This window comes from Sphingomonas sp. PP-CE-1G-424 (assembly GCF_004341085.1).
GTDB lineage: Bacteria > Pseudomonadota > Alphaproteobacteria > Sphingomonadales > Sphingomonadaceae > Sphingomonas.
Genome location: NZ_SLXW01000003.1, coordinates 485,400 through 509,225, shown reverse-complemented (window position 1 = coordinate 509,225; position 23,826 = coordinate 485,400). Strand labels below are relative to the sequence as shown.

Here is a 23,826-nt window from a genome sequence, read left to right as displayed (position 1 = left end):
GTTTAAAGGCAACGGTTGACGTTGTATCGGGGCATCGATGATCGCTTCCGCGGCGCTACCTATGGATGAAGACGGGCTTCCGACCCGGTTTGCCGTGACGCCCGCGATCGAGGGGCTGGTCGTGGCCGTGGCGGTCGCGATCGGCGTCGCGAGCTACTTCACGATCACCGGGACGGACGCGCCGCAGCGTCTCCTCGCGCCACCGCTTGTCGCGTTGCTGCTGGTCGCGAATCTCGTGCCCGGTATCGCGCTCCTGATGTTGCTCGGGCGCCGTGTCGCGATGCGCCGCGCCGCGCGGTCGCCTGTCGGCGGCGGCGGGCGTCTCCATGTCCGGCTCGTCGCGCTGTTCTCGATCGTCGCCGCGGTGCCGATGCTGCTCGTCACGATCTTCGCGTCGCTGCTGTTCCAGTACGGCGTGCAGTTCTGGTATTCCGATCAGGCACGCGGGATGCTCGAGAACGCGACCGGCCTCGCCCAGTCGTCCTACGCCCGCCAGCTCAACCGGTGGCAGGAAGCGACCGTGACGATGGCGAGCGACATGTCCGCCTATCTCCGCGAGCGCTCGCTCCAAAGCCCCGACTTCTCCGGCTGGTTCCTCCAGCAGGTCTATTATCGGAGTCTCTCGGAAGCCGCGTTGTTCAAGCTGTCGCCGCAGCGCGGAATCCAGACGCTGGCGATCGTCAATCCGTACGAGATCGATTTCACCCGTCGGGTCACGCCGTCGGCGATCGCCGAGTTGCGGTCGGGCAAGAGCGCGGTCGTCGCGGTGACCGGTGATCGGATCCAGACGATCACGATGCTGCCCGGGTCGGACGAGCTGTTCCTCTATGCGGGCCGCGTCGAGGATACCAAATCTCTGTCCGAGCAGACCACGCGTGCGAACGAGGTCCTGACGAGTTATCGATCGTTGCTCGCACGGGCTCGCAGCTTACAATTGCGGTTCAACGCGGCGCTGCTGCTGATTTCGCTGCTGATCGTCGGCGTCGCGGTCTGGATCGCGCTGGCAGTGGCGGATCGCCTGGTGCGACCGGTCGGCGAGTTGGTCGATGCAGCGCGCCGGGTCGCTGAGGGCGATTTGACCGCGCGCGTGCCGGACCCGCGCAGTCGCGACGAGGTCGGCACGCTGGCCAACGCGTTCAACCAGATGACGGGGCGGCTGGAAGAACAGAATACCGAACTCGTCACCGCAAACGGTCAGCTGGAGAATCGCCGCGCGTTGATCGAGGCGGTGATGGCGGGCGTCTCCGCGGGCGTCGTCGCGACGAGCCGCGACCGGACGATCACGATCGCGAACGATTCTGCCACGGGGTTGCTGGCGACGGTCGTCGGTACGGATAGCCTGGTCGGTCGCCGACTGGTCGATGTCGCACCCGAACTCGATGCGATGCTCGACAGCGGCGACCGCGAGGCGATCGTCGAAGTCGGGCCGGCGGGCGATATGCGGACGCTTGCCGTGCGGATCGCGCGACCGACCACCGGCCCGATCCTGACGTTCGACGATATCACGCAGCAGCTGCTAGACCAGCGTCGCGCAGCATGGTCCGACGTCGCGCGACGGATCGCGCACGAGATCAAGAACCCGCTGACGCCAATCCAGCTTGCCGCCGAGCGCCTTCAGCGGCGCTACGGTGCCAAGGCCGAGATGCAGGACGGGACGTTCTCGCGGCTGACCGACACGATCATCCGCCAGGTTGGCGATCTCCGCCGGATGGTCGACGAGTTCTCCTCGTTCGCCCGTATGCCGAAGCCCGTGTTCCGCGAGGAATCGCTGGTCGATGCCGCGCGGCAGGCTCTGTTTCTGCATGAGGTGGCGCACCCCGCGATCGGCTTCCACCTGGTCAACGACGACCCGGGTCTGGCGCTGGTCTGCGACCGCCGTCAGATCGGTCAGGCGCTCACCAACATCGTCAAGAACGCGGTGGAAGCCGTTGAAGCGCGTGGCGAACCCGGTGGCTCTGTGACCATGACGCTCAGCCAGGATCCGGGCCGTAGCGTCAGCATCGCGGTGGCGGATACGGGCATCGGCCTGCCGCCGGATCGCGACCGGATCATGGAGCCGTATGTGACGACGCGGGCGCGGGGCACGGGGCTCGGGCTTGCCATCGTCAAGAAGATCATTGAGGAGCATTGTGGTACGATCGGCTTTTCCGATCGGCCCGGTGGCGGTACAATCGTCACCATGACCTTCGACGCCAAGGCGCTGGACGCGCTCGACCAAGGGGCATCGGCACCCGAGTTGGCAGGGGAGGGCCAGCTCGCCACGATGACCCGCAACCGGATATGATTTGATGGCGCTCGATATTCTCGTCGTGGACGACGAACGTGACATTCGCGAACTCGTGGCAGGCGTCCTCGAGGACGAAGGCTATGAGACGCGCGACGCTGGCGACAGCGATTCCGCGCTGGAGGCGATCGCCGCGCGCCGGCCGTCGCTCGTGCTGCTCGACGTCTGGCTGCAGGGCTCGCGGCTCGACGGGCTCGAACTGCTCGACGAGATCAAGCGCCGCGACCCGTCGATCCCGGTTCTGGTGATCTCCGGCCACGGCAATCTAGACACCGCTGTCGCCGCCATCCGCCGTGGCGCCTCCGACTTCATAGAAAAGCCGTTCGAGGCCGAACGCCTGCTCATCATGGTCGCGCGCGCGACCGAGACCGAACGCCTCCGCCGCGAGGTCGCGTCGTTGCGTGCGACGGTCGGCCGCGAGACCGATCTGACCGGCAATTCGGGCTCGATCAACGGCGTCCGGGCGACGTTGAAGCGGGTGGCGTCGACCGGTAGCCGCGTCCTGATCATGGGGGCGGCCGGCGTCGGCAAGGAAGTCGCGGCGCGGCTGCTACACGGCTGGAGTCTGCGTACCGACGCGCCGTTCATCATCGTCAGCGCGGCGCGGATGACGCCCGAGCGGATGGACGAGGAACTGTTCGGCGTCGAGGAGGCGGGCGATCTGGTTCGCCCCGGTCTGTTCGAACAGGCGCATGGCGGGACGCTGTTCCTCGACGAAATCGCCGACATGCCGATTGCGACCCAGGCGCGTATCCTGCGAGCGCTCACCGATCAGGCTTTCACGCGGGTCGGCGGCACGAGGGTAGTGAAAGTCGACGTCCGCGTCGTATCGGCCACAGCGCGCGACCTCGTGTTCGAGATCGCGGAGGGACGTTTCCGCGAAGACCTCTATTACCGGCTGAACGTCGTGCCCGTTACGATCCCGCCGCTGTCCGATCGCCGCGAGGACATCCCCGCACTCGTCCAGCATTTCATCGCGCATTATGCGTCGGAGCGCCGTGTCCCGACGCCGGAAATAGCGCCGGACGCGATGGTCGCGTTGCAGTCGTACGACTGGCCCGGCAACGTCCGCCAGCTTCGCAACGTCGTCGAGCGCACGATCATTCTCGCGCCGGGCGATCGGATCGGCCGGATCGATCTCGACCTGCTGCCTGCGGAAGTGCTCGGCGATCAGGGGGATATCGGGTCGGCGGGATCGACCGCGATCATGGGATCGCCGCTGCGCGAAGCGCGCGAGACGTTCGAACGCGAATATCTGCGCGTCCAGATCCGGCGGTTTTCGGGCAACATCTCGCGCACGGCCAGCTTCATTGGCATGGAGCGATCGGCCTTGCACCGGAAACTGAAACTGCTCGGGATCACCGAAACACGCGACGAATAGAGCGCCGTAATTTCGCCGCCCTCTGGAACTATGGCCGCATCGATCATAGATCACACAAGGCGCCCGGTAACCGGGTGCATCTCCGACGCTGGGAAACAGCGCCTCGCGGGCAAAGTCCCGCCAAAAACAAAGGGTTATCCCATTGGCCGAAAAACCAGGCTCGCTTCAGGATCTGTTTCTGAACGCACTCCGGCGCTCCAAGACGCCGGTCACCATGTTCCTCGTTAAGGGCGTCAAGCTCCAGGGCATCGTTACGTGGTTCGATAATTTTTCCGTCCTGCTCCGCCGCGATGGCCAGTCGCAGCTGATCTACAAGCATGCGATCTCGACGATCATGCCAGCTGGCCCCATGGACGTGTCGGCAATCGTCGACGCGGTGGGAGAAAGCCAGAAGAAGCACCCGTTGTTGCAGGATATCTTTCTCAACGCCGTGCGCAAATCCGAAGACAGCGTGACGATGTTCCTGATCAACGGCGTCATGCTGCAGGGCCAGATCGCAGGCTTCGACCTGTTCTGCATGTTGCTCCAGCGCGAGGGCATGGCGCAGCTCGTCTACAAGCATGCGGTTTCGACGATCCAGCCGGCCCGCCCGCTGAACCTCGCCGAAGAGCCCACCGACACGGATGACGAAGATGACGCGGACGGTGACGATTGAGTAGCGGGTTCGAACGCGATCGGGACGAGTTCACCCGCGGTACACGCGCGATCGTCGTGCTGCCTGACCAGGGCCATGCATCGCGTGACGTCGATGCGCGTCTGGAGGAGACCGCCGGACTTGCCGGAGCGATCGGCGTCGAGATCGTCGAGCGGATCGCCTATCGCGTGCGCCAGCCGAAACCTGCGACGCTGATCGGTAGCGGGCAGGTCGAACTGCTCGCCACGCAGGTGAGGATGGAGGAGGCGGGGCTCGTTGTGTTCGATGCGAGCCTTACTCCGATTCAGCAGCGCAATCTGGAAAAAGCGCTCGAAACCAAGGTCATCGACCGGACCGGACTGATCCTCGAGATCTTCGGCGAGCGTGCGGCGACCGCCGAAGGTCGGTTGCAGGTCGAACTCGCGCATCTCGACTATCAGGCAGGGCGTCTGGTCCGCAGTTGGACGCATCTCGAGCGCCAGCGGGGTGGCTTCGGCTTCCTCGGTGGCCCAGGCGAAACGCAGATCGAGGCGGATCGTCGCCTGATCCGCGACCGCATGGCCCGGCTCAAGCGCGAGCTGGAGCAGGTCAGTCGCACGCGTGGCCTGCACCGCGAACGTCGTCAGCGCGCGCCCTGGCCGGTTATCGCTCTGGTCGGGTACACCAATGCTGGCAAGTCGACGCTGTTCAACCGGCTGACCGGCGCCGACGTGATGGCGGAGGACCTGCTGTTCGCGACGCTGGATCCGACGCTGCGGCAGATCCAGCTACCCGGCATCGACAAGGCGATCCTCTCGGACACGGTCGGGTTCGTATCTGACCTGCCAACGCAGCTTGTCGCGGCGTTCAAGGCGACGCTGGAGGAGGTGGTGTCGGCCGACCTGCTCGTCCATATCCGTGACATCGCACACCCCGATTCCGAAGCCCAGCGGGTCGATGTCGAGACCGTGCTAGCCGAGATCGGCGTCGATGAAAACACGCCGCGCTTCGAAGTATGGAACAAGCTCGATCTTCTCGATGCCGACACGCATGACGAGATCGCGGGGCAGGCAGCGCATCGTGACGACGTCGTGGCGATCTCCGCGCTGAGCGGGGAAGGGGTCCAGCATCTCATCGAGCAGGTGGCGGCGAAGCTCACCGGCGCCCATCGACGCTATAGCATCACCATCGAGGCTAGCGACGGAGCGGGGGCGGCGTGGCTACATGCGCACGGCGAAGTGCTGGGCAGCGTCAGCGACGAGCTCGATACGACCTACGATGTCCGGCTGTCCGAGACCGACTACGACCGATTCAGCCGCCGCGATGCTTGACCGCCTGCCATAGCGCTTCCTTCTGATCGAGTGTCATGGCGGCGAACGCGTCGCCGCCATCGACCTCTATCGCCCGGAAACGCGCTTCGAACTTGGCGTTGCCGGCCCTGAGCGCAGCTTCGGGATCGACACCGAGATGCCGTGCCCAGTTGGTCACGGCAAACAGCAGGTCGCCGATTTCCTCTTCTATCGTGTCTGAACCGGCCTCGCGAACCTCTTCTATTTCCTCGACAACCTTGGCGAGAGGCCCAGTCGCATCCGGCCAGTCGAACCCGACACGGGCGGCACGCTTCTGCAACTTTTCGGCGCGCGCCAGGGCGGGCAGGCCGATTGCGACGCCGGCGAGAGCGCTGTGATCGGACTTCTCCGCGCGCTCGGCGGCCTTGATCGTTTCCCAGCCTGGCGAAGAGGTTGCATCGCCGAATATGTGAGGGTGACGACGCTCCATCTTGTCGCTGATAGCGGCGACGACATCGGCCAAGGTGAACGCGCCGGACTCCTCGGCGATACGGCTGTGGAACACCACCTGAAGCAAAAGGTCGCCGAGTTCGTCCTTGAGGTCCGCCGGGTCATCGCGCGCGATCGCGTCGGCGACCTCATAGGCTTCCTCGATCGTGTAGGGCGCGATGGTCGACCAGGTTTGAACGCGATCCCATTCGCAACCTTCGACCGGATGACGCAGTCGCGCCATGATGGAAACGAGCCGTTCGATCATCAGAATCTCCGATTGATAGCACGCGATTTAAAAGATAATGTTAGATCGATAATATACATTATGTAAAATCTACTGGTTCGTCGGCGTAAGAATGAGCGTGGCATTCTCGACCCGCCACGATCCCAGCCTCGACAGGAAGTTCATGCCGATCACGTCGGTCTCGCCGAACGCCGGCGACGTGACGATGCCGAGGTTGGTTGCGGTGATCGTGCCGATCGTCACGCTTTTGGCGGTCGCGGTGCGCGCCGATACCGTACCGTTGGCGGTCTCGATGATCGCTGGAAACGGGCTTTCGTCGCTATTCAGGCTGGCGGCCTTGGCCGTGGCAGCGGACAAGGCAGTCGTCGTCGCACCACTATCGATCAGCATCCGGCGGCAGACACCGTCGATATCGACATCCGCCCAGAAATGCCCGTCTTCCGCCATGCGAATCCGAGTTTCAGTTCCGCTGACCTGCTGGTCGGAAAACATGGACTTCAAGCCAGACAGCCGATCCCGCTGGCTCGCGATCAGCAGGCCAACCGCGAAGATCGCGACCCAGGCCAGCGCCATCTTCAGCACCGGCTTCAACGGCAATCGGCGCGCGACCAACGCCGACAGCGGCAGGATCAACATGACTGCGTACAGCGCGAACTGGGCTGCGCGGTCACCGGTCATGCGGTCAGGATCAGCCCGTCATAGCCCGGCTCGACGCCGACCGGCAGTTCATGACGCAACGTCGCATAATCCATCGTGTTATCCATATGGATCAACGCGGTCCGCTTCGGCGTCAGGCGCTCCACCCAACCAAGCACGGCGGGCAGTTCCATGTGCGTTGGATGTGGTCGCCGACGGAGCGCGTCGACCACCCAGATGTCCAGATCCTGATACAGGCTGGCCATGTCGTCGGTCATCAGGTTGAAATCGGTCGCGTATCCGATCGACATCCCAGCCGCTTCGAACCTAAGGCCAGCGGCGTGGATACTACCGTGCGGTTGATTGGTAACACGGATATCGATCCCACCGATCGTCAACCGATCAGGCAGGACTTCGACGGCGATCGTCGGCGGATAGCCGGGGCGACCGTGAAAGGCGTAGGTAAAGCGGGCGTCCAGCGCTGCGAGCGTGAACGGCCGGGCGTAGCCGCGAACGGGCTCTCCGGCTGCGTGGAAAAGTTGGCGGAGATCATCGATGCCGTGGCAATGATCGGCATGGTCGTGCGTCCAGATCACCGCATCGACCCGGTCGACATCGGCGGCCAGCAATTGCTCGCGCATGTCGGGACTTGTGTCGATCAGGATCCGCGTACCGTCATGCTCGACGATCGCGGACGCACGCGTGCGCCGGTTGCGCGGCTCGGTCGGATCGCATTCGCCCCAGTCGTTGCCGATCCTCGGCACGCCGGAGGATGTGCCGGAGCCGAGGATCGTGATCTTCATGCCGCTGCCCCTGACACCCGCGTCTTGCCGAACAGCGTGTGGAAGTTCTCGGCCGTACGGCGCGACAGTTCCTCGACATTTTCGCCGCGAAGGGTGGCAAGAAACGCCGCGGTGTCGGCCACGAAGCCAGGTTCGCCGGTCTTGCCGCGATGCGGCACCGGCGCGAGGAACGGCGCGTCGGTCTCGATCAGCAGCCGCTCGATCGGCAGGCGCGCGGCGGTCTCCTGAAGGTCCCGCGCGTTCTTGAACGTCACGATCCCCGAGATCGAGATATAAAGCCCCATATCCAGCGCCTTGTCGGCGAAAGCTCCACTCGCGGTGAAGCAGTGGATGACGCCGGGATAGGCCCCCTTCCCCATCTCCTCCGCCATGATCGCCGCAGTATCGTCCTCGGCGTCGCGCGTATGAACGACGATCGGCAGACCGGTCTCGCGCGACGCGGCGATGTGCGCGCGGAAGCTCGCCTGCTGGCGGGCGCGGTCCGAGGTGTCGCGGAAATAGTCGAGGCCGCTTTCGCCGAGCCCTACCACGCGTGGATGCCGTGCGCGCTCGATCAGCTTGGCGGCGTCCACGTCGGGATACACGTCAGCCTCGTTCGGGTGGATGCCGATCGTCGCCCAGACGTCAGGCTCGCGCTCGGCGGTGGCGACGATATCGTCCCATTCGCTCTCGCGCGTCGAGATGTTGAGCATCGCCGTGACGCCGCGCGCCCTAGCCCGTGCGAGCACCGCCTGCTGGTCCTCGACGAGGCCCTTGTAGTTAAGGTGGCAATGGCTGTCGGCGAGCATCAGGCCTCCGCAGGCAGTTCGAGACGCGGGAATACGGGCGTCGGCGGTGCGATCCGAAAGTCGGAAGCAGCCACACGATCATACCAGCCGTCGTCGTCTATCGCGGCATGGTCGCGCTCGGTCGCGCCAATCTGCTCGAGCACTTTCCCAGCGGAATCCGGAACCACCGGCAGGATCGCGATCGCGAGCATGCGGATCGCGCGTACCAGCGTCCGCAGCACCGCGTTCATCCGCTCGGGATCGGTCTTGCGCAGCGCCCAGGGTGCCTGCGCGTCGATATACTGGTTGCACGCGAACACACCGCGCATCCACGCCTCGATGCCTTGCGACAGCGCGAGGTCGGTGAAGGCGGACTTGAACCCGGCACAGGCGACGACGACCTCCTCGATCAGTATCCCGTCGGCATCCTGGACCGTACCAGCTGTGGGAAACTCACCGCCCAAGTTCTTGGCGATGAATGACAATGTCCTCTGCGCAAGGTTGCCGAAGCTGTTCGCCAGCTCGGCGTTGACGCGGGTCACGATCGCCTCGGGCGAGTAGCTGCCGTCCTGGCCGAAGCTCACGTCGCGCAGGAAGAAATAGCGCAGCGCATCGACGCCGAACGCATCCGCGAGCGCCATCGGATCGACGACGTTGCCGACCGACTTCGACATCTTCTCGCCGCGCGTGAGAAGGAAGCCGTGGCCGAACACGCTCTTCGGCAACGGAATGCCCGCCGACAGCAGGAACGCCGGCCAATAGACCGCGTGGAAGCGGACGATGTCCTTGCCAATCAGATGGATATCCGCCGGCCAGTATTTCGCCTTGTCGCCGGTCATGTCGGGATAGCCGATCCCGGTCAGGTAATTGGTAAGCGCATCGACCCACACGTACATGACGTGGCCGGGGCTGCCGGGTACGGGCACGCCCCAGTCGAAGCTGGTCCGCGAAACCGACAGATCCTTCAGGCCACCCTCGACGAAGCGCATCACCTCGTTGCGGCGGCTTTCGGGGCGGATGAAATCGGGGTTGGCGGCGAAGAGGTCGAGCAACGGCTGCTGATATTTCGACAGGCGGAAGAACCAGGTCTCCTCCGCGGTCCATTCGACCGGCGTGCCTTGCGGCGAGCGGCGATCGTCGCCCTCCCCGGTCAGTTCTGGCTCGTCGTAGAATGCCTCGTCGCGGACCGAATACCAGCCTTCGTAGCGGTCGAGATACAGATCGCCTGCGTCCGCCATCGCCTGCCAGATCGCGGCGCTCGCGGCGTAATGATCGTCGTCGACGGTGCGGATGAAACGGTCATACGAGATGCCAAGACGGTCGGCCATCTCGTGGAAATACGACGACATTTCGTTGGCGAGTTCGCGCACGGGCATATCGCGGTCACGCGCGGCCTGGACCATCTTGAGACCGTGTTCGTCGGTGCCGGTCTGGAACAGGACGTCACGCCCCGCCTGGCGCTGGAAGCGTGCGATCGCATCGGCGGCGATCATCTCGTACGCATGGCCGATATGCGGACGGCCATTGGGATAGTGGATCGCGGTGGTGATATAGAAAGGGTCGGCCATGCCGCGCTCCTAGAGCATCGCCCCGATCAGGTGAAGCCTGCGCGGGCGGATCAGTGGCGCAATGTCGCGACGATCCCGGCCATCTCGAACACAGTGGCCTGCGCATCGAGCGACAGGCCGATCGCGGCGCCCGCCAGTTCGCGCGCTGCGGCATGTGCGTCGAGTGCGGATCGCAGCGCGGGCCCCGAACGGGTCCGTGCGGCGTCGGCGATGAACGCGGGCGCGCGATCGAGGAACGCCTCGTAGCGGGGTTGCGCGGTCTTGAGCCCGAGTGCTTTGGCGAGCTTAAGCCGGCGTCCATTGTCCCGGTCGCCGTCTTGCGCGATCGCGGCGATGGCATCGTCGATCGCGGCGATGTCGAGCCCGGCATAGCGGAGCGCGCGACCGGGTGCGCCGTCGCTGGCCCGAACCAGCGCGGCGACCTCGCCCTCGTCCGCATCGGGCTGCAACGTCCGGATCGCGGTTGCGACCTCGCCGTCCGCGAGCGCCTCGAACCGCAACAGACGACAGCGCGAGCGGATCGTGGGGAGCAACCGGCCCGGCGCATGACTTACCAGCAGGAAGATCGTCCCCGCTGGCGGTTCCTCGAGGTTCTTGAGCAACGCATTCGCCCCGCCCCGCTCCAGATCGTCGATCGCATCGATCACGACCACGCGGCGGGGGCTCATCGACGGCGTGGTCGCAAACAACGGCTGCAGCGTGCGAACCTGCGCGATCGTGATGCTACGGGCCAGATCCTGGTCGGGCTTCTCGGGATCCTTCGGCAGGCGCGCCAGCACGCGGAAGTCGGGGTGCGACCCGGCCTCCATAAGCGACCGCGTCCGGTTTCCCTCGGGAACCGCAAGGTCGGTCGAGCCGCCATCGGGCTCGGCTGCGTCCGCCAGCATCCGCATGGCTGCGGCGCGGGCGAAACTCGCCTTGCCGACGCCCTGCGGTCCGGCGATCAGCCATGCGTGATGCAGCGAACCGCCGCGCATCGCCGCCATGAAGGCAGCCTGCGCGGCGGTGTTGCCGATGATCGGCGTCATGCCGGCAACGCCGTCGGCGCCGGGGTCATCAGCCGAAGAAGCCGGTCAGTCCTGCCCATGCGCGACCGAAGAAGCCCGCGACCGCGACGTCCTTCTCGGCGACCAGCGGCATCGTCTGCTGAAGACCGTCGGACGTCGTCACGACGAGATCGGCGATATGCTGGCCGGCCTTGATCGGCGCCTTGATCGGACCTTCATAGACCACTTTGGCGGTCATGGTCGGCGAGGTGCCGGCGGGCAGCGTCAACGTCAGCGCCTTGGGGGCGACGAGCCCGACCGACGAGCTGTCGCCTAGCTGGACTGCGGCGGTCTCGATCTTCTTGCCCTTCGCGACGATCGGCTTCGACTGCCATGCGCGAAAGCCCCATTCCATGAAGCGAACCGACTCTTCCGCACGCTGGCCGGCGCTGGTCAGGCCGGCGACGACCATCACGAGGCGGCGGCCGTTCTGGATCGCGGACCCGGTGAAGCCGTAACCGGCTTCCTCGGTGTGGCCGGTCTTGAGCCCATCGGCACCGGCGACGCGGCCGAGGATCGGGTCGCGGTTCGCCTGGGTGATGGCGCTGCCGCCCATCGTCTTGCCCCAGGTGAAATCGCGCTTCGAATAGAATTGCTTGTAGAGATCGGGATAGTTGGTGATCGTCGCCGCGGCGAGCTGCGCCAGATCATGTGCGGTCACATAGGTGACGCCGTTGTCCGGCCACCCGTTGGCGGTGCCGAAATGGCTGTCCTTGAGCCCCAGCTCGGCGGCCTTGCGGTTCATCCGCTCGGTGAACGCCTGCTCCGACCCGGAGATGCCCTCGGCCAGCACAATGCATGCGTCGTTGCCCGACAGCGTGACGATCCCGTACAGCAGGTTGGCGACGCTGACGTTCTCACCCGACGACAGGAACATCGTCGAACCTGCGGAGGGACCATGCCATTTCGCCCAGGTCTCGGGGCGCACCGGCATCATCTGGTCGAGCTTCAGTTCGCCCTTCTTGACCATGTCGAACGCGACATAGACGGTCATCATCTTGGCGAGCGACGCTGGCGGCATGCGACGATTGGCGTCACGCTCGAACAGCACCGCGCCCGACGACAGGTCCTCCATGTAGGCGATCGGCGCGGCGGTCTGGAACTGCGGCGCAGCGGCGATGGACGGGTGCGCCAGCGCAATGGCGACGAGCGGTGCGACGATCAGCTTCTTCATAGGGTATTCCGTGAGCAAAAGGGGCGATCCGTGGGCAGGATGTGATGCAGGTCATAGCCGCGCCCGGCGACCGCGTCACGTATCCGTTGCGCGCAAATTCCTAGCGTTCGACCGCGTCGGCGAGCAGCCCGACCGACAACGCGTAGAAATTCGAGCAATTGTAATCGAGGATCACGCGGTAGTTGCTGGTGAGCAGATACGCGGTCGCGCCCTGCCCGTCCGGCTCGAGCAAGGTCGCCATCACGCTGTCGGCGGGCAGGCTGCGGCCCTGCGGCGAGATCCCGAGTGCACGCCATTCGGCGATCGTCCGCCAGCCGCTGTGCCGCTCGAACACGCGCGGGCAGCGCGGCGAGACCAGGCGGTTGCGGACTTCCGACCGGTCGAACCCGGCCGGCACGTTCACCGCAACACCCCAGGGCTGGCCTGCACGCCATCCGGCGTCGACGAAGTAGTTGCCGATCGACGCCAGCGTATCCGCCGGGCTGTTCCAGATGTCCGCGCGCCCGTCGCCATCGCCGTCGCGGGCGAGGCGGAGATAGATCGACGGCAGGAATTGCGGATTGCCGGTGGCGCCTGCCCAGCTCCCCTTCAACTGGTCGCGCGTCACGCCGCGATCGAGCATCTTGAGCCCGGCGATGAACTCGCCTGCGAACAGCGACCGGCGCCGCCCCTCATAGGCGAGGCTGGCGAGCGAGCGCAGCAGATCGAAATCGCCGGTATAGCTGCCATAATTCGTCTCATGCCCCCAGATCGCGACCATGATCGATTCGGGCACCCCGGTGGCCTGCTCGATCCGCTGCAACCGCGAGCGTTGTGCGAGATAGTTCTGGCGACCGCGCGCGATCCGCGCCGCATCGACATGCTGGATCCGGTAGGGCGCAAACGCGGGCACCGCGCTGGGGTTCGCGGCGCCCGGCTGCTGGCGGTCAAGATCGATCACCCGCTGGTTGAGCGTCAGCGTGGGAAACACCGCGGCGGCGGTCCGCGCGCTCACGCCGTCAGCCAGCGCCTGCTGGCGAAGCGTCGTCATATACGCCTGGAACCCGGCATCGTCCTGCGCCAGCGCGGGGCTGTTCCCCGCCATCATGGCGATAACGCCGATGAAAATCCTGCGCATCCGCGCCGCTGCTGTCGATGAGCCACCCATTGGCCGGCTGTGCCACAGCGAGATCGTGATCGGAACCTCGTATCGTCGCGCGATCGACACGTTCAGCCTCGCGCACTCGGATGCCCCGCCTGCGCAATCCCTGTGCAATCCGCCACTGGCGTGTCACACAAAGATCATAACGCGCTTGCGCATCCCGCCGACTACGCCTAACCGCAGCGCCGTCGGGGAGTGGCGCAGGCTGGTAGCGCACCTGGTTTGGGACCAGGGGGTCGCAGGTTCGAATCCTGTCTCCCCGACCATCGTTTTCGGAGCGTCCTGTACCGAGACGCGTTCGGCCAAGGCCGAAACGAGCAAGCCCCGTCGCAGGCTCCAAAACCCACGATATCAGCCTGACGATGCGTTTTCAGACACGCGAAACTGCCGATTGCATTTGCGAAGTCGTCGCGCGATGACACGCGCACCATCGGTCAATTCCGACGGCAGGCGTGTCTTTTAGGGGCGGTGTATGGCATTGAAAACCTTGGCGTTTGCTGCTTTCGTGGTTCTGGCCCCCGCCCCTGCATCCGCCGCATGTCAGATCGGCAAGATGCTGGAGCTGCCGGTGACGATGGCAGGCCGTCGACCGATGGTGACCGCACAATTCGGCGGGCGCGATGCGCGCATGATCCTCGACAGCGGTGCGTTCTACAGCATGATCGCGCGTGCGACCGCCACAGAGTTCGGCCTGAAGGTCGATTCGCTTCCCGGCAATTTCCGGTTGAAGGGCATCAACGGCGACGCATCCGCTGGATATGCCATGGTCCAGAACCTGACATTGGGTGGCGTGACGGTCCCCAAGATCTCATTCGTAGTCGGTGGCACCGACACCGGAACGGCGGGTTTGCTCGGACAGAATATCCTCGGTCTGCGCGATGTCGAATACGACCTGCCTCACGGGATGGTCCGGCTGATGGTGGCGAAGGACTGCGCCAAGGCGAACCTCGCCTACTGGTCCGGCGACAGGCCGGTATCGACGGTGAAGCTCATCGGGTCGGAGACCGGTCCGTTCAAGCCGCACACCATCGGCACCGTCCTCATCAACGGCCACGCAGTTCGCGCGGTGTTCGATACCGGGGCGCCATCGTCGGTCATGACCTTGGCGGCGGCCAAGCGCCTGGGCGTGACCCCGAGCTCGCCGGATGTCGTTGCCGATGGCATGAGCAGCGGGATCGGATCACGCCAGCTGCGCTCGTGGTACGCGCCGTTCGACACGATCGATATCGGTGGCGAAGTCATCAGGAAACCCAAGATCCGCATCGCCGAACTGACTCTGGTCGATGCCGACATGCTGATCGGCGCCGACTTCTTCCTAACGCACCGGATCTTCGTCTCGAATGCGACCCGGACGATGTTCTTCACCTATGAAGGCGGACCCGTGTTCGGCCTGTCGCCTTCCGGCGCGCGCAGCGGCGACGGCAAGGCGATCGATCTGACTGACAAGGGGGCCGAACCGGTCGATGCGGCCGGGTATAGTCGGCGCGGCGCCGTGCTAGCGTCGAACCGAAGGCTGACCGAGGCGCTCGCCGACTTCGACAAGGCGGTCGCGATGGCACCGAACGAAGCGCGATATTATCAACAACGTGCGATGGCCCGTCTCGCCAATCGGCAGATGCTGCCAGCCTTGTCGGACCTCGATCACGCCATCACGCTCGCGCCGGGCGATGGAGACGCGCGTATTGCCCGTGCCGGACTGCGGTTGAGTGGTGGCGATCGCGATGGCGCGACCGCGGATATCAAGGCGGCGGATGCGTCGCTCGCGCCCTCCTCCGATCGTCGGCTGGCACTCGGGGGACTGTATGACCGGATCGAGATGCCGGCGGCCGCGCTGGTGAATTACGATCAGTGGCTTCGAGCACACCCCGAGGACGCCGCGCGATCGACGGCGTTGAACGGGCGGTGTTGGGCGCGTGGCCAGCTTAATCGCGAGCTCGACAAGGCGCTGTCGGACTGCAACGCCGCACTCAGGCTGATTCCCGGAAATGCGGCATATCTTGACAGCCGGGGGCTCGTTCTACTGCGTCGCGGCGAGTTCGACGCCGCGCTCGCGGACTATGACGCCGCGTTGAAGATCAATCCCCGCAACGCCTGGTCGCTCTATTCGCGCGGGGTGGCCGCTGCGAAGGCCGGCAGAGCAAGCGAGGCTGCAAGCAACAAGGCTGCGGCACTGGCGATCGCCCCCCATGTGGCCGATCGCGCAAAAAGGATCGTGCTCGAATAAGGCGCGCCTCGAAGGTTTAACCCTTCGTCGTTTTGCGCCTCTGCAAGCCAAGCGTGCCCACCCGCGTGCGCACCGCGCTGACCGTCCTGCCGAAGGACTGAGCTATTTCGGCGACGTCGACACCCGACTTATATTGTTGAACAAGCTGCCGATCGGCTTCTGGAAGCCAGCATTCATGTCCCATGACGATCCTCCTCATGCTCCTAGCTACGGACGCGCGCCCGCGTTGGATGCGCTGGTCTCACTTTCGGCCGTCACTGCGGGATGGGAGGCTCGCAAACCATTTACTCGGAGCCGCGAAGTGCAGATAAGCTGTTGGCATGGAAAATACTGCATCGCCGCTCGACCTGTTCACGCGTCTAGAGATCGCCATCGTGGAGCGTAACGAAGCCGCCGAGGCTTTCGACATCTTCAAGCAGGACGCCGCGATGGCGCACGCGCCCGATCCGGGTGCCGCGCCATCGGTGTCGAGCGACGATGCGGCCGAGATGGCGGCACAGGAAGCCGCCACGTTCACGGCCGAAACCGATGCCTTGTTAAATGGGGCGTCGGATGCGGACTTGCTCGACGCGTATCGGCATTCGGGTGGCGACATCGGCAACCCCGTTGCCGAGGCAGTGTTGGGCGAGATCAGGCGCCGCGATCTCTCCATCTGAGCGCCTTCGCATCCAGCCGAAGGCGGTGACATCGATTGCGATCGGTCATCGACGTTCGCGATGGCAGACGACGGCTTGCGCTGTCGCCCGAGGGCAGGCAGTAGACGCGTGAATCCAAGGAGTTCCAGCATGGCAAACAGTCTCGAAATCGACCAGTCGAGCGTCGTCGACAACGACGTCGAGAAGCAGATCGAATTTACCGGCGAGTTCGATGGCGACGAATATGAGTTCGCGGTGAAATACGCGGTTCTCAAGGAACTCAGCGGTGACGAGCCCGAGGACGACGGCATCGAGCTGTTCAACCGTTTCAACGACGATATCATCGACGCCTGCCTTGCCGCGATCGAGCGTAAGCCGTCGGCAACCACCGTCGTCGTCGACGAGAACGACTTAGAATAAGCCGGCAGCCGCGGCGTAGCGGCTCACCGGGTGATCGTAGCGCTGTCTGCGCTGCGACCATACGAATACGGCCTGCTCACCGCTAAGGGTAGGAGGCCGTTTTCATGTCAGCCCTGGGCCGCATCCGCGAGCCCGGGCCGTTCATAGCGATCAGGCCGCCATGAACATCTCGGGCGGCAGCGCCATCAGCGACTCTGCCCCACCCTCGATCTTCCGACGCAGCGCGCCCGCATCCGGCAGGATCCGCTCGGCATAGAAACGCGCCGTCACCAGCTTGGCGTCGAGGAACGCAGCCTCGCCCTCGCCCGCCGCCTTCAGCTTGGTCGCAGCGACCGCCATCCGCAGCCACATCGTACCAACCGCGACGATGCCCATCAGGTGCATGTAGCTGACCGCGCCGGCGCCGACGTTCTCGGGGTTCTTCATGCCGTTCGCCATGAACCACATCGTCGCCGCCTGAAGCTGGCCGTTCGCCTTCTCGAGTGCCTCGGCAAACGACGCCGTCGCTGGATCACCCTTCGCTGCCGCGACGTCGTCCGCCACGAGCTTGAAGAACGCCTGGATCCCGCGTCCGCCATTCTGCGCGAGCTTGCGTCCGACCAGATCCATCGCCTGGACGCCGTTGGTGCCCTCGTAGATCATCGCGATCCGGGCATCGCGGACATATTGCTCCATGCCCCATTCGGCGATGTAGCCATGGCCGCCGTAGACCTGCTGCGCGTTGGTCGCGATCGCATAGCCCATGTCGGTGCCGTATCCCTTGATGACCGGGGTCAGCAGACTGATGATGTCGCCCGCCAGCTGGCGCTCCTCCTCGGTCTCGGCATGATGCTCGAGATCGGCCTGGAGCGCGGTCCACAGGATCAGCGCGCGCAGGCCCTCGGTGAGCGACTTGCCCTCCATCAGCATACGGCGGATGTCGGGATGGACGAACAGCGTGTCTGCCTTCTCCTGCGGCTCCTTAGGGCCCGTCAGCGCGCGACCCTGGCGACGATCCTGCGCGTACTGGACGGCATTCTGATAGGCGACTTCCGCCACGCCGAGACCCTGGAGACCGACGCCGAGACGTGCGGCGTTCATCATGATGAACATCGCGGCGAGGCCCTTCATCTCCTCGCCGACCAGCCAGCCGGTCGCCGAATCATAGTTCATCACGCAGGTCGAATTTGCGTGAATTCCCATCTTGTACTCGATCGAGCCGCACGTGACGCCGTTTCGTGCGCCCAGTGAACCGTCTTCCTCGACGATGAACTTCGGCACCACGAACAGCGAGATGCCCTTCGAGCTGTCCGGCGCGCCCGGCGTCTTGGCTAGCACGAGGTGAATGATGTTCTCGGTCAGGTCATGCTCGCCCGACGAGATGAAGATCTTCGTGCCGGTGATCGCGTACGAGCCATCCGCCTGCGGCTCGGCCTTGGTGCGGATCAGGCCGAGATCGGTGCCGCACTGCGGCTCGGTCAGGTTCATGGTGCCGCCCCATTCGCCCGACACCATCTTCGGCACGTACATCGCCTTCTGCGCGTCCGAGCCCTTGGCGATCAGCGCGGCGATCGCGCCGTGCGTCAGGCCGGGATACATCGCGAACGCCATGTTCGACGAGATCATGTATTCCTGGAACGCGGTCGACACGACGTGCGGCATGCCCTGCCCGCCATATTCGGGCTGGTTGCCGAGCGTCGCCCAGCCGCTCTCGACATACTGCTTATACGCTTCCTTGAAGCCGTCCGGCGTCGTCACCGAGCCATCCTCGTGACGCGTGCAGCCCTGTTGATCGCCCGACAGGTTGAGCGGGAACAGCACTTCGGCGACGAACTTTCCGCCTTCTTCGAGCACTGCGTCGACGACGTCGGGCGAGGCCGCATCGAAGCCGGGAAGGTTATTGTAGCGATCGAGGCCGACGACATGCTCGAGGACGAAACGCGTGTCGCGGACGGGGGGCGTATACTGGGGCATGGTTTATCCTTGGTTGTCCTGGGCGCGGCTCACTTCGAGGAGGGCCACGAAACTGGTGAGTTCGTCGATGGCGAGATCGATGTCGCGCTTCTGCGCGGTCAGCAGCGCGATCCGCGCCTGGCTGCGCTCGATCACGACCTGGCGCTGCGCACGGCGGCCGTCGCCGAGATCGTAAAGGTCGATCATCTCGCGGATTTCGCCGAGGCTGAACCCCACGCGCTTGCCGCGTAGGATCCAGGCGAGCCGCGCGCGATCGCGGTGCGAATAGATGCGCTGGGTCCCGCGACGCTCGGGCGCGATCAGGCCCTCGTCTTCGTAGAAACGGAGCGCTCGCGCCGTGACGTCGAACTCGGCGGAAAGGTCGGAGATCGTGAAGCTTTCGCGATCATGCCGCGGCTCGATCACCGCGTAGGATTGCGGGGTCGCCTCCAATCGAGGGGATGCTTGTGTCGCCATCCCCGGAGAAATAACTCTCGTTTACGTCAACGTCAATTGCCGCAAAGCAACTTTCCCTTCGTCGACCGTAGCGTCGCAGCCTCCGATCGCGATTCGCTGAGCCGGTCGACCGTCACTGCGGCGAGCGAGGCGCGGCCGGTGCAGAGGGACTCGCAGGCTTCCGGCACTTCCGCGGGAAACACGATCCGATCGCCGTCGAAGCTCGCATCGAATTTGCATGCGCCGAACGCGAGTTTCAGTGCATCGCCCGAGCGTTCCACGGTCCCTGATCCGGCGCACGCCTGATCCTCGCCATAATCGACGCTGACGCCGATCCGGGCAGTCTTTTCCGTACCGACCACGCAGACCCGGTCAGTATCACGCGCCCACGATCCTTGCAGCGGCGCGTTCGGGTCGAGCACGATCCCCGCCGTCTCGGCCGCAGCCTCGAGCCGAGCCCCCGCGCTGTCCGCCGCCGCAATCTTCGGCTCACGCCCACACCCGCCGAGCATCAGCGCGAGCAGCAGCATCCGCTTCATTCGGCCGGCACCAGTCTGCCCCCTTCGATCCGCCGGAAGAAGCAGGTACGCTCGCCGGTATGGCACGCCGGCCCCGCCGCATCTACGATCACCCACATCGCGTCCTGATCGCAGTCGATCCGCAGCTCGGCGACACGCAGCACGTTCCCCGACGTCTCGCCCTTCTTCCAGAGCTTCTCGCGGCTCCGCGACCAGAAATGCGCCTCGCCGGTCGCCTGCGTCTGCGCCAGGGCCTCCGCGTTCATGTGCGCGACCATCAGCACGTCGCCCGATACGCGATCGGTGACGACCGCGGTCAGGAGTCCGGCGGAATCGAATTTCGGATCGAGCGTCAGGCCCGTGTCGCGGCTGTGTGTCATGGCCCGGATATACCCGAAACCCCGCCCGATGCGACCAGCGACGCGCAATGTTATTACAAACAGGCGACAAGCCGGCGATCCGCTCGTATAGGGCAGCTTCCGCACGACGTGAGAACCGGCATGCTGACGACAAACCCTTATGATGACGACAAACTCCGCGAAGAATGCGGGGTGTTTGGCGTTTCGGCCATGGATGGCGCGGCCGCACTCGTGGCGCTGGGGCTGCACGCGTTGCAGCACCGCGGCCAGGAAGCCGCCGGCATCACAACCTTCGACGGCGCACATTTCCACACGCACCGCGCGATGGGCCATGTCGCCGGGAACTTCGACCGCGACGACGTGATCCGGTCGCTTCCGGGCACCGTTGCCTGCGGTCATGTCCGTTATTCGACGACCGGCGAGACCGCGCTGCGCAACGTCCAGCCGCTGTACGCCGAACTGTCGACCGGCGGCTTCGCGATCGCGCATAACGGCAATATCTCGAACGCGATGCGCCTGCGTCGCGAGCTCGTTCGCCGCGGCTCGATCTTCCAGTCGACCAGCGATACCGAGACGATCATCCACCTCGTCGCGACCTCGAACTACCGCACGCTGCTCGATCGCTTCATCGATGCGCTGAAGCAGATCGAAGGCGCGTATTCGCTGATCGTGATGACGCCGGAGGGAATGATCGCCTGCCGCGATCCGCTCGGCATTCGCCCCCTCGTAATGGGCAAACTGGGCGACGCGGTGATCTTCGCCTCCGAGACGGTCGCGCTCGACGTCGTCGGCGCCACCTTCGTCCGCGCGATCGAGCCGGGCGAACTGGTCATTGTCCAGGGCTCCGAGATCCGCTCGATCCGCCCGTTCGCACCGATGGCGGCGCGGCCGTGCATCTTCGAATGGGTGTATTTCTCGCGCCCCGATTCGATCGTCGACGATCACTCGATCTATTCGGTGCGGAAGGCGATTGGCGCGCAGCTCGCGATCGAATCGCCGGTCGATGCCGACCTCGTCATCCCGGTTCCTGATTCGGGCACGCCTGCAGCTATCGGCTATGCGCAGCAATCGGGCATCCCGTTCGAGCTCGGCATCATCCGCTCGCATTATGTCGGCCGCACCTTCATCTCGCCCGGCGACAAGGTTCGCCACTTGGGCGTGAAGTTGAAACACAACGCCAACCGCGCGCTGATCAAGGGCAAGCGGGTCATCCTCGTCGACGACTCGATCGTCCGCGGCACGACCTCGCTCAAGATCGTCGAGATGATGCGCGAAGCCGGGGCTGCCGAAGTCCATATGCGGATCGCCAGCCCGCCGACGCGACACTCGTGCTTCTACGGCGTCGACACGCCCGAGCGCGAGAAGCTGCTCGCGGCCAAGCTCGATCTCGGTGGCATGACCGGGTTCATCCATGCCGACAGCCTCAACTTCATCTCGATCGACGGGCTCTACAAGGCGCTCGGCGAGGCGAAGCGCGCGGATGTCCGCCCGAGATATTGCGATGCGTGCTTCACCGGCGACTATCCGACGACGCTGACCGACCATGACGAAGGCTCGGAAGTCGACCAGTTCGCGATGCTCGCCGAACGCGTCATCTGATACTCGCGGAGCTGATATGACGGACAAGCCTCTCGAAGGCCGGCTCGCGCTGGTCACCGGTGCCAGCCGCGGGATCGGTGCGGCGACCGCGATTGCCCTTGCGGCCAAGGGCGCGCACGTCGTCCTGACCGCGCGCACGCCGGGTGGTCTCGAAGAGGTCGAGGCGACGATCCATGCTGCCGGCGGTTCGGCCACGATCGCGCCGCTGGATCTTGCGGAGAGCGAAGCGATCGCGCGGTTGGCGACGGCGATCGGCGACCGCTGGGATGCGCTCGACATTCTGGTCCTGAACGCCGGCATGCTCGGCTCGCTGTCGTCGGTGCCGGCGATCGATCCCAAGGAAATGGCGCAGGTCCTGACTTTGAACGTCAGCGCGCAGGCGGCCTTGATCGCTGCGTTCGACACGATGCTGAAGAAGGCAAAGTCTGCGCGGGTGATCGGTGTGACCTCCAGCGTAGGGCGCAAGCCTCGCGCGTACTGGGGTCTCTACGGCGCCTCGAAAGCAGCGTTCGAAACGCTGCTCGGCGCGTATGGCGACGAGATGGCCGAGATCAGCGCCATCCGCACCGCGATCGTCGATCCCGGCGCGACGCGGACCAAGATGCGGGCGCGAGCGTATCCGGGCGAGGATCCGAACTCGGTCAAGGAACCGACAGTTGTGGCAGATCGCATCGTCGCGCTGGCGATCGAAGGCTTCGAAGCTGGGCATTTCGAGCGGGTAGCCTAACCGTTCTCCTGCGAACGCAGGAGCCCAGGATCACAATCGCTACCGCCCGTTACCCTGGGTTCCTGCGTACGCAGGAAAACGCTACCGCTTCACCATCGTAACCTGCGCGACATCGATCCCGCCGCCGAGAAACCCGCCCTCGCAATACATCAGGTAATAGCGCCACAACGCGACGAACCGCGCATCGAACCGCGCCGGCAGCCGCCCCTCCGCCACCGCCGCATCGAACGCAACCCGCCACCGCCGCAACGTTTCGGCATAGTGCAATCCGAACCCGCGCCGATCTTCCCACGCCAGCCCGCGCGACTCCGCCAACGCGCGAAACCGGGGTTCGGACAACAGCATCCCGCCCGGAAACACGTAGCGCTGGATGAAGTCGACACTCCGCGAATAGGAATCGAAGATCGCGTCGTCGATCGAGATATACTGCAACGCCGCGCGCCCGCCCGGCTTCAACGCACGCGCGATCGCGTCGAGATACATCGGCCAGTATTCCTCGCCGACCGCCTCGACCATCTCGATACTCGCCACCGCATCATAGGTGCCGGTGACGTCGCGGTAATCGGTCAGCGCCACGCGCACGCCGTCGAGCCCCGCTGCGCTGATCCGGTCGTCGACCTGCCGCTTCTGCTCCGTCGACAGCGTCAGCGCATGAACGCCGACACCTGCGCGTGCCGCCATCTCGGCGAACGATCCCCAGCCGCAGCCGATTTCCAGGATAGTGTCGCCTGCCCGCGCCCCAGTCCGGTCGAGGATCGCACGCAGCTTGGTCGCCTGCGCCGCCTCATGCGGTTCGGCATCGTCCACCGGCTCGGCGAAAATCGCGCTCGAATAGGTTAGGCTAGGATCGAGCCACGTCTCGTAGAAGTCGTTGCCGAGGTCGTAATGCGCGGCAATGTTCTTGCGCGAGCCGGTCGGGTTGTTGCGCCGCATCCGGTGCCACGCGCGCGCCGCCAGCCGCACTACACCGCCCGACCGTGCCGAACTCCCGAGCGAGCGGCGGTTGCGCATGAACAGCTCGAACAGCGGTACCGGATCGGGGCTCGACCAGTCGCCTGCCGCCCAGCCTTCGTACCAACCGACCGACCCCGCGGTCGCCAACCGCACCAGCGCGCGCCAGCGGTGCAAGGTCACGACGGGCAAAGGCCCCGGAGCCCGTCCGCCGATCAGCCGCCGCGTACCGTCGGGCAAGTGCGCGTCTATGCCGCCGCTCTCCAGCCCTGCATCTATCCGGTCGAGCAGGTGGTGGAACACCGGCGCGACGATGCGCGCAACCGGGGAAACCTGCGCGGCGGGCACATCATTGAAAGCGGGAACGGCGGTCATCGCGGCGCTCCATGCAACACGGGCGGCGGCTAGGAAAGAGTTGTCGATGTCGAAACGGTTGGAACGCGATCCAATACCACAACGCGCTCCCCTCCCTGAAAGGGAGGGGTTGGGGGTGGGTAGGCTGGCTTGAGCCACTCACGCCCCTGCATGCGGAACCCGACCCACCCCCGGCCCCTCCCTTCCAGGGAG

Annotated in this window: 22 protein-coding genes and 1 tRNA gene; 10 read left to right on the top strand and 13 right to left on the bottom strand. The window is 65.1% G+C overall.

Translation table 11 applies throughout. The features are described 5' to 3' along the window. Positions 1-37: 37 nt before the first annotated feature. The 4 genes from C8J43_RS12420 to hflX all read left to right on the top strand — a co-directional run bounded on the left by C8J43_RS12420 (position 38) and on the right by hflX (position 5,609). Positions 38-2,284: an ATP-binding protein gene (locus C8J43_RS12420; RefSeq protein WP_082444119.1), complete on the top strand. Its 2,247-nt coding sequence runs from the start codon at positions 38-40 to the stop codon at positions 2,282-2,284. A 4-nt stretch (positions 2,285-2,288) separates the two neighbouring features. Beyond that, a complete protein-coding gene (locus tag C8J43_RS12415; protein ID WP_056048911.1) occupies positions 2,289-3,665 on the top strand; it encodes a sigma-54 dependent transcriptional regulator in 1,377 nt (458 codons plus the stop codon). 88 nt (positions 3,666-3,753) lie between these two features. Continuing rightward, positions 3,754-4,320, top strand: a complete 567-nt coding sequence (hfq, locus tag C8J43_RS12410; RefSeq protein ID WP_082444118.1) for an RNA chaperone Hfq — start codon at positions 3,754-3,756, stop codon at positions 4,318-4,320. After that, positions 4,317-5,609 carry a GTPase HflX gene (hflX, locus tag C8J43_RS12405; RefSeq protein ID WP_133031160.1) on the top strand — a complete coding sequence of 431 codons (1,293 nt, stop codon included), beginning with the start codon at positions 4,317-4,319 and terminating at the stop codon, positions 5,607-5,609. Before hfq ends, hflX begins: the two co-directional genes overlap by 4 nt. Here hflX and mazG read toward each other — a convergent pair. The 8 genes from mazG to C8J43_RS12365 all read right to left on the bottom strand — a co-directional run bounded on the left by mazG (position 5,590) and on the right by C8J43_RS12365 (position 13,414). Further along, complete coding sequence (mazG, locus tag C8J43_RS12400) at positions 5,590-6,324, bottom strand: nucleoside triphosphate pyrophosphohydrolase (RefSeq protein WP_133031159.1); 735 nt, start codon at positions 6,322-6,324, stop codon at positions 5,590-5,592. The two genes, hflX and mazG, sit on opposite strands and share 20 nt — an antisense overlap. 69 nt (positions 6,325-6,393) lie before the next feature. After that, positions 6,394-6,981: a TIGR02281 family clan AA aspartic protease gene (locus C8J43_RS12395; RefSeq protein ID WP_133031158.1), complete on the bottom strand. Its 588-nt coding sequence runs from the start codon at positions 6,979-6,981 to the stop codon at positions 6,394-6,396. Then, a complete protein-coding gene (locus C8J43_RS12390) occupies positions 6,978-7,742 on the bottom strand; it encodes an MBL fold metallo-hydrolase (protein ID WP_133031157.1) in 765 nt (254 codons plus the stop codon). Before C8J43_RS12390 ends, C8J43_RS12395 begins: the two co-directional genes overlap by 4 nt. Further along, positions 7,739-8,530, bottom strand: a complete 792-nt coding sequence (locus C8J43_RS12385) for a TatD family hydrolase (protein WP_133031156.1) — start codon at positions 8,528-8,530, stop codon at positions 7,739-7,741. Before C8J43_RS12385 ends, C8J43_RS12390 begins: the two co-directional genes overlap by 4 nt. Next, complete coding sequence (gene metG / locus C8J43_RS12380) at positions 8,530-10,077, bottom strand: methionine--tRNA ligase (RefSeq protein WP_133031155.1); 1,548 nt, start codon at positions 10,075-10,077, stop codon at positions 8,530-8,532. The genes C8J43_RS12385 and metG overlap by 1 nt, the downstream gene beginning before the upstream one ends. A 50-nt stretch (positions 10,078-10,127) precedes the next feature. Next, positions 10,128-11,105, bottom strand: coding sequence for an AAA family ATPase (locus tag C8J43_RS12375; protein WP_133031154.1), 978 nt, complete (start codon positions 11,103-11,105; stop codon positions 10,128-10,130). A 28-nt stretch (positions 11,106-11,133) separates the two neighbouring features. After that, positions 11,134-12,297, bottom strand: a complete 1,164-nt coding sequence (locus tag C8J43_RS12370) for a D-alanyl-D-alanine carboxypeptidase family protein (RefSeq protein ID WP_133031153.1) — start codon at positions 12,295-12,297, stop codon at positions 11,134-11,136. 100 nt (positions 12,298-12,397) lie between these two features. Next, a complete protein-coding gene (locus tag C8J43_RS12365) occupies positions 12,398-13,414 on the bottom strand; it encodes a lytic murein transglycosylase (protein ID WP_243645560.1) in 1,017 nt (338 codons plus the stop codon). A gap of 213 nt (positions 13,415-13,627) precedes the next feature. Between C8J43_RS12365 and C8J43_RS12360 the strand changes: the two genes are divergently transcribed. The 4 genes from C8J43_RS12360 to C8J43_RS12345 all read left to right on the top strand — a co-directional run bounded on the left by C8J43_RS12360 (position 13,628) and on the right by C8J43_RS12345 (position 16,717). Then, positions 13,628-13,704 (top strand) — tRNA-Pro (locus C8J43_RS12360). A 206-nt stretch (positions 13,705-13,910) separates the two neighbouring features. Next, positions 13,911-15,662, top strand: coding sequence for an aspartyl protease family protein (locus tag C8J43_RS12355; RefSeq protein WP_133031152.1), 1,752 nt, complete (start codon positions 13,911-13,913; stop codon positions 15,660-15,662). A 320-nt stretch (positions 15,663-15,982) separates the two neighbouring features. Beyond that, positions 15,983-16,318, top strand: coding sequence for a hypothetical protein (locus C8J43_RS12350; RefSeq protein ID WP_133031151.1), 336 nt, complete (start codon positions 15,983-15,985; stop codon positions 16,316-16,318). A 129-nt stretch (positions 16,319-16,447) separates the two neighbouring features. Then, positions 16,448-16,717 (top strand): DUF1488 family protein, encoded by a 270-nt coding sequence (locus C8J43_RS12345; RefSeq protein WP_056049042.1) that lies wholly within the window; start codon positions 16,448-16,450, stop codon positions 16,715-16,717. A 150-nt stretch (positions 16,718-16,867) separates the two neighbouring features. Here the strand turns inward: C8J43_RS12345 and C8J43_RS12340 are convergent, their stop codons facing one another. Genes C8J43_RS12340 through hisI form a run of 4 tightly spaced genes read right to left on the bottom strand, consistent with a single transcriptional unit; the run spans position 16,868 to position 20,003 of the window. Next, on the bottom strand, positions 16,868-18,670 hold the full coding sequence (locus C8J43_RS12340; RefSeq protein ID WP_133031150.1) for an acyl-CoA dehydrogenase C-terminal domain-containing protein: 1,803 nt from the start codon (positions 18,668-18,670) through the stop codon (positions 16,868-16,870). Positions 18,671-18,673: 3 nt separating this feature from the next. Further along, on the bottom strand, positions 18,674-19,126 hold the full coding sequence (locus C8J43_RS12335; protein ID WP_133031149.1) for a MerR family DNA-binding transcriptional regulator: 453 nt from the start codon (positions 19,124-19,126) through the stop codon (positions 18,674-18,676). A 32-nt stretch (positions 19,127-19,158) separates the two neighbouring features. Next, complete coding sequence (locus tag C8J43_RS12330) at positions 19,159-19,644, bottom strand: hypothetical protein (RefSeq protein WP_243645559.1); 486 nt, start codon at positions 19,642-19,644, stop codon at positions 19,159-19,161. Continuing rightward, entirely contained in the window at positions 19,641-20,003 is a 363-nt protein-coding gene (gene hisI, locus C8J43_RS12325; RefSeq protein WP_133031148.1) for a phosphoribosyl-AMP cyclohydrolase, read from the bottom strand. Before hisI ends, C8J43_RS12330 begins: the two co-directional genes overlap by 4 nt. Positions 20,004-20,123: 120 nt before the next feature. Here hisI and purF point away from each other — a divergent pair, with 120 nt between their 5' ends. Continuing rightward, positions 20,124-21,581, top strand: coding sequence for an amidophosphoribosyltransferase (gene purF, locus C8J43_RS12320; protein WP_133031147.1), 1,458 nt, complete (start codon positions 20,124-20,126; stop codon positions 21,579-21,581). A gap of 16 nt (positions 21,582-21,597) precedes the next feature. Continuing rightward, a complete protein-coding gene (locus C8J43_RS12315; protein WP_133031146.1) occupies positions 21,598-22,308 on the top strand; it encodes an SDR family NAD(P)-dependent oxidoreductase in 711 nt (236 codons plus the stop codon). 81 nt (positions 22,309-22,389) lie between these two features. Here the strand turns inward: C8J43_RS12315 and C8J43_RS12310 are convergent, their stop codons facing one another. Further along, positions 22,390-23,634 (bottom strand): cyclopropane-fatty-acyl-phospholipid synthase family protein, encoded by a 1,245-nt coding sequence (locus tag C8J43_RS12310; protein WP_133031145.1) that lies wholly within the window; start codon positions 23,632-23,634, stop codon positions 22,390-22,392. Positions 23,635-23,826: the final 192 nt, after the last annotated feature.

Excerpts from the sequence above, each read along its gene's own strand:
- C8J43_RS12350 (WP_133031151.1), top strand. The coding sequence starts at position 15,983 with ATGGAAAATACTGCATCGCCGCTCGACCTGTTCACGCGTCTAGAGATC.
- C8J43_RS12365 (WP_243645560.1), bottom strand. The coding sequence starts at position 13,414 with ATGCGCAGGATTTTCATCGGCGTTATCGCCATGATGGCGGGGAACAGC.
- C8J43_RS12390 (WP_133031157.1), bottom strand. The coding sequence starts at position 7,742 with ATGAAGATCACGATCCTCGGCTCCGGCACATCCTCCGGCGTGCCGAGG.
- C8J43_RS12335 (WP_133031149.1), bottom strand. The coding sequence starts at position 19,126 with ATGGCGACACAAGCATCCCCTCGATTGGAGGCGACCCCGCAATCCTAC.
- C8J43_RS12415 (WP_056048911.1), top strand. The coding sequence starts at position 2,289 with ATGGCGCTCGATATTCTCGTCGTGGACGACGAACGTGACATTCGCGAA.
- C8J43_RS12375 (WP_133031154.1), bottom strand. The coding sequence starts at position 11,105 with ATGACGCCGATCATCGGCAACACCGCCGCGCAGGCTGCCTTCATGGCG.
- mazG (WP_133031159.1), bottom strand. The coding sequence starts at position 6,324 with ATGATCGAACGGCTCGTTTCCATCATGGCGCGACTGCGTCATCCGGTC.
- C8J43_RS12385 (WP_133031156.1), bottom strand. The coding sequence starts at position 8,530 with ATGCTCGCCGACAGCCATTGCCACCTTAACTACAAGGGCCTCGTCGAG.
- C8J43_RS12395 (WP_133031158.1), bottom strand. The coding sequence starts at position 6,981 with ATGACCGGTGACCGCGCAGCCCAGTTCGCGCTGTACGCAGTCATGTTG.
- C8J43_RS12340 (WP_133031150.1), bottom strand. The coding sequence starts at position 18,670 with ATGCCCCAGTATACGCCCCCCGTCCGCGACACGCGTTTCGTCCTCGAG.
- C8J43_RS12315 (WP_133031146.1), top strand. The coding sequence starts at position 21,598 with ATGACGGACAAGCCTCTCGAAGGCCGGCTCGCGCTGGTCACCGGTGCC.
- C8J43_RS12420 (WP_082444119.1), top strand. The coding sequence starts at position 38 with ATGATCGCTTCCGCGGCGCTACCTATGGATGAAGACGGGCTTCCGACC.
- C8J43_RS12330 (WP_243645559.1), bottom strand. The coding sequence starts at position 19,644 with ATGAAGCGGATGCTGCTGCTCGCGCTGATGCTCGGCGGGTGTGGGCGT.
- C8J43_RS12345 (WP_056049042.1), top strand. The coding sequence starts at position 16,448 with ATGGCAAACAGTCTCGAAATCGACCAGTCGAGCGTCGTCGACAACGAC.
- C8J43_RS12355 (WP_133031152.1), top strand. The coding sequence starts at position 13,911 with ATGGCATTGAAAACCTTGGCGTTTGCTGCTTTCGTGGTTCTGGCCCCC.
- metG (WP_133031155.1), bottom strand. The coding sequence starts at position 10,077 with ATGGCCGACCCTTTCTATATCACCACCGCGATCCACTATCCCAATGGC.
- C8J43_RS12310 (WP_133031145.1), bottom strand. The coding sequence starts at position 23,634 with ATGACCGCCGTTCCCGCTTTCAATGATGTGCCCGCCGCGCAGGTTTCC.
- C8J43_RS12370 (WP_133031153.1), bottom strand. The coding sequence starts at position 12,297 with ATGAAGAAGCTGATCGTCGCACCGCTCGTCGCCATTGCGCTGGCGCAC.
- hisI (WP_133031148.1), bottom strand. The coding sequence starts at position 20,003 with ATGACACACAGCCGCGACACGGGCCTGACGCTCGATCCGAAATTCGAT.
- purF (WP_133031147.1), top strand. The coding sequence starts at position 20,124 with ATGCTGACGACAAACCCTTATGATGACGACAAACTCCGCGAAGAATGC.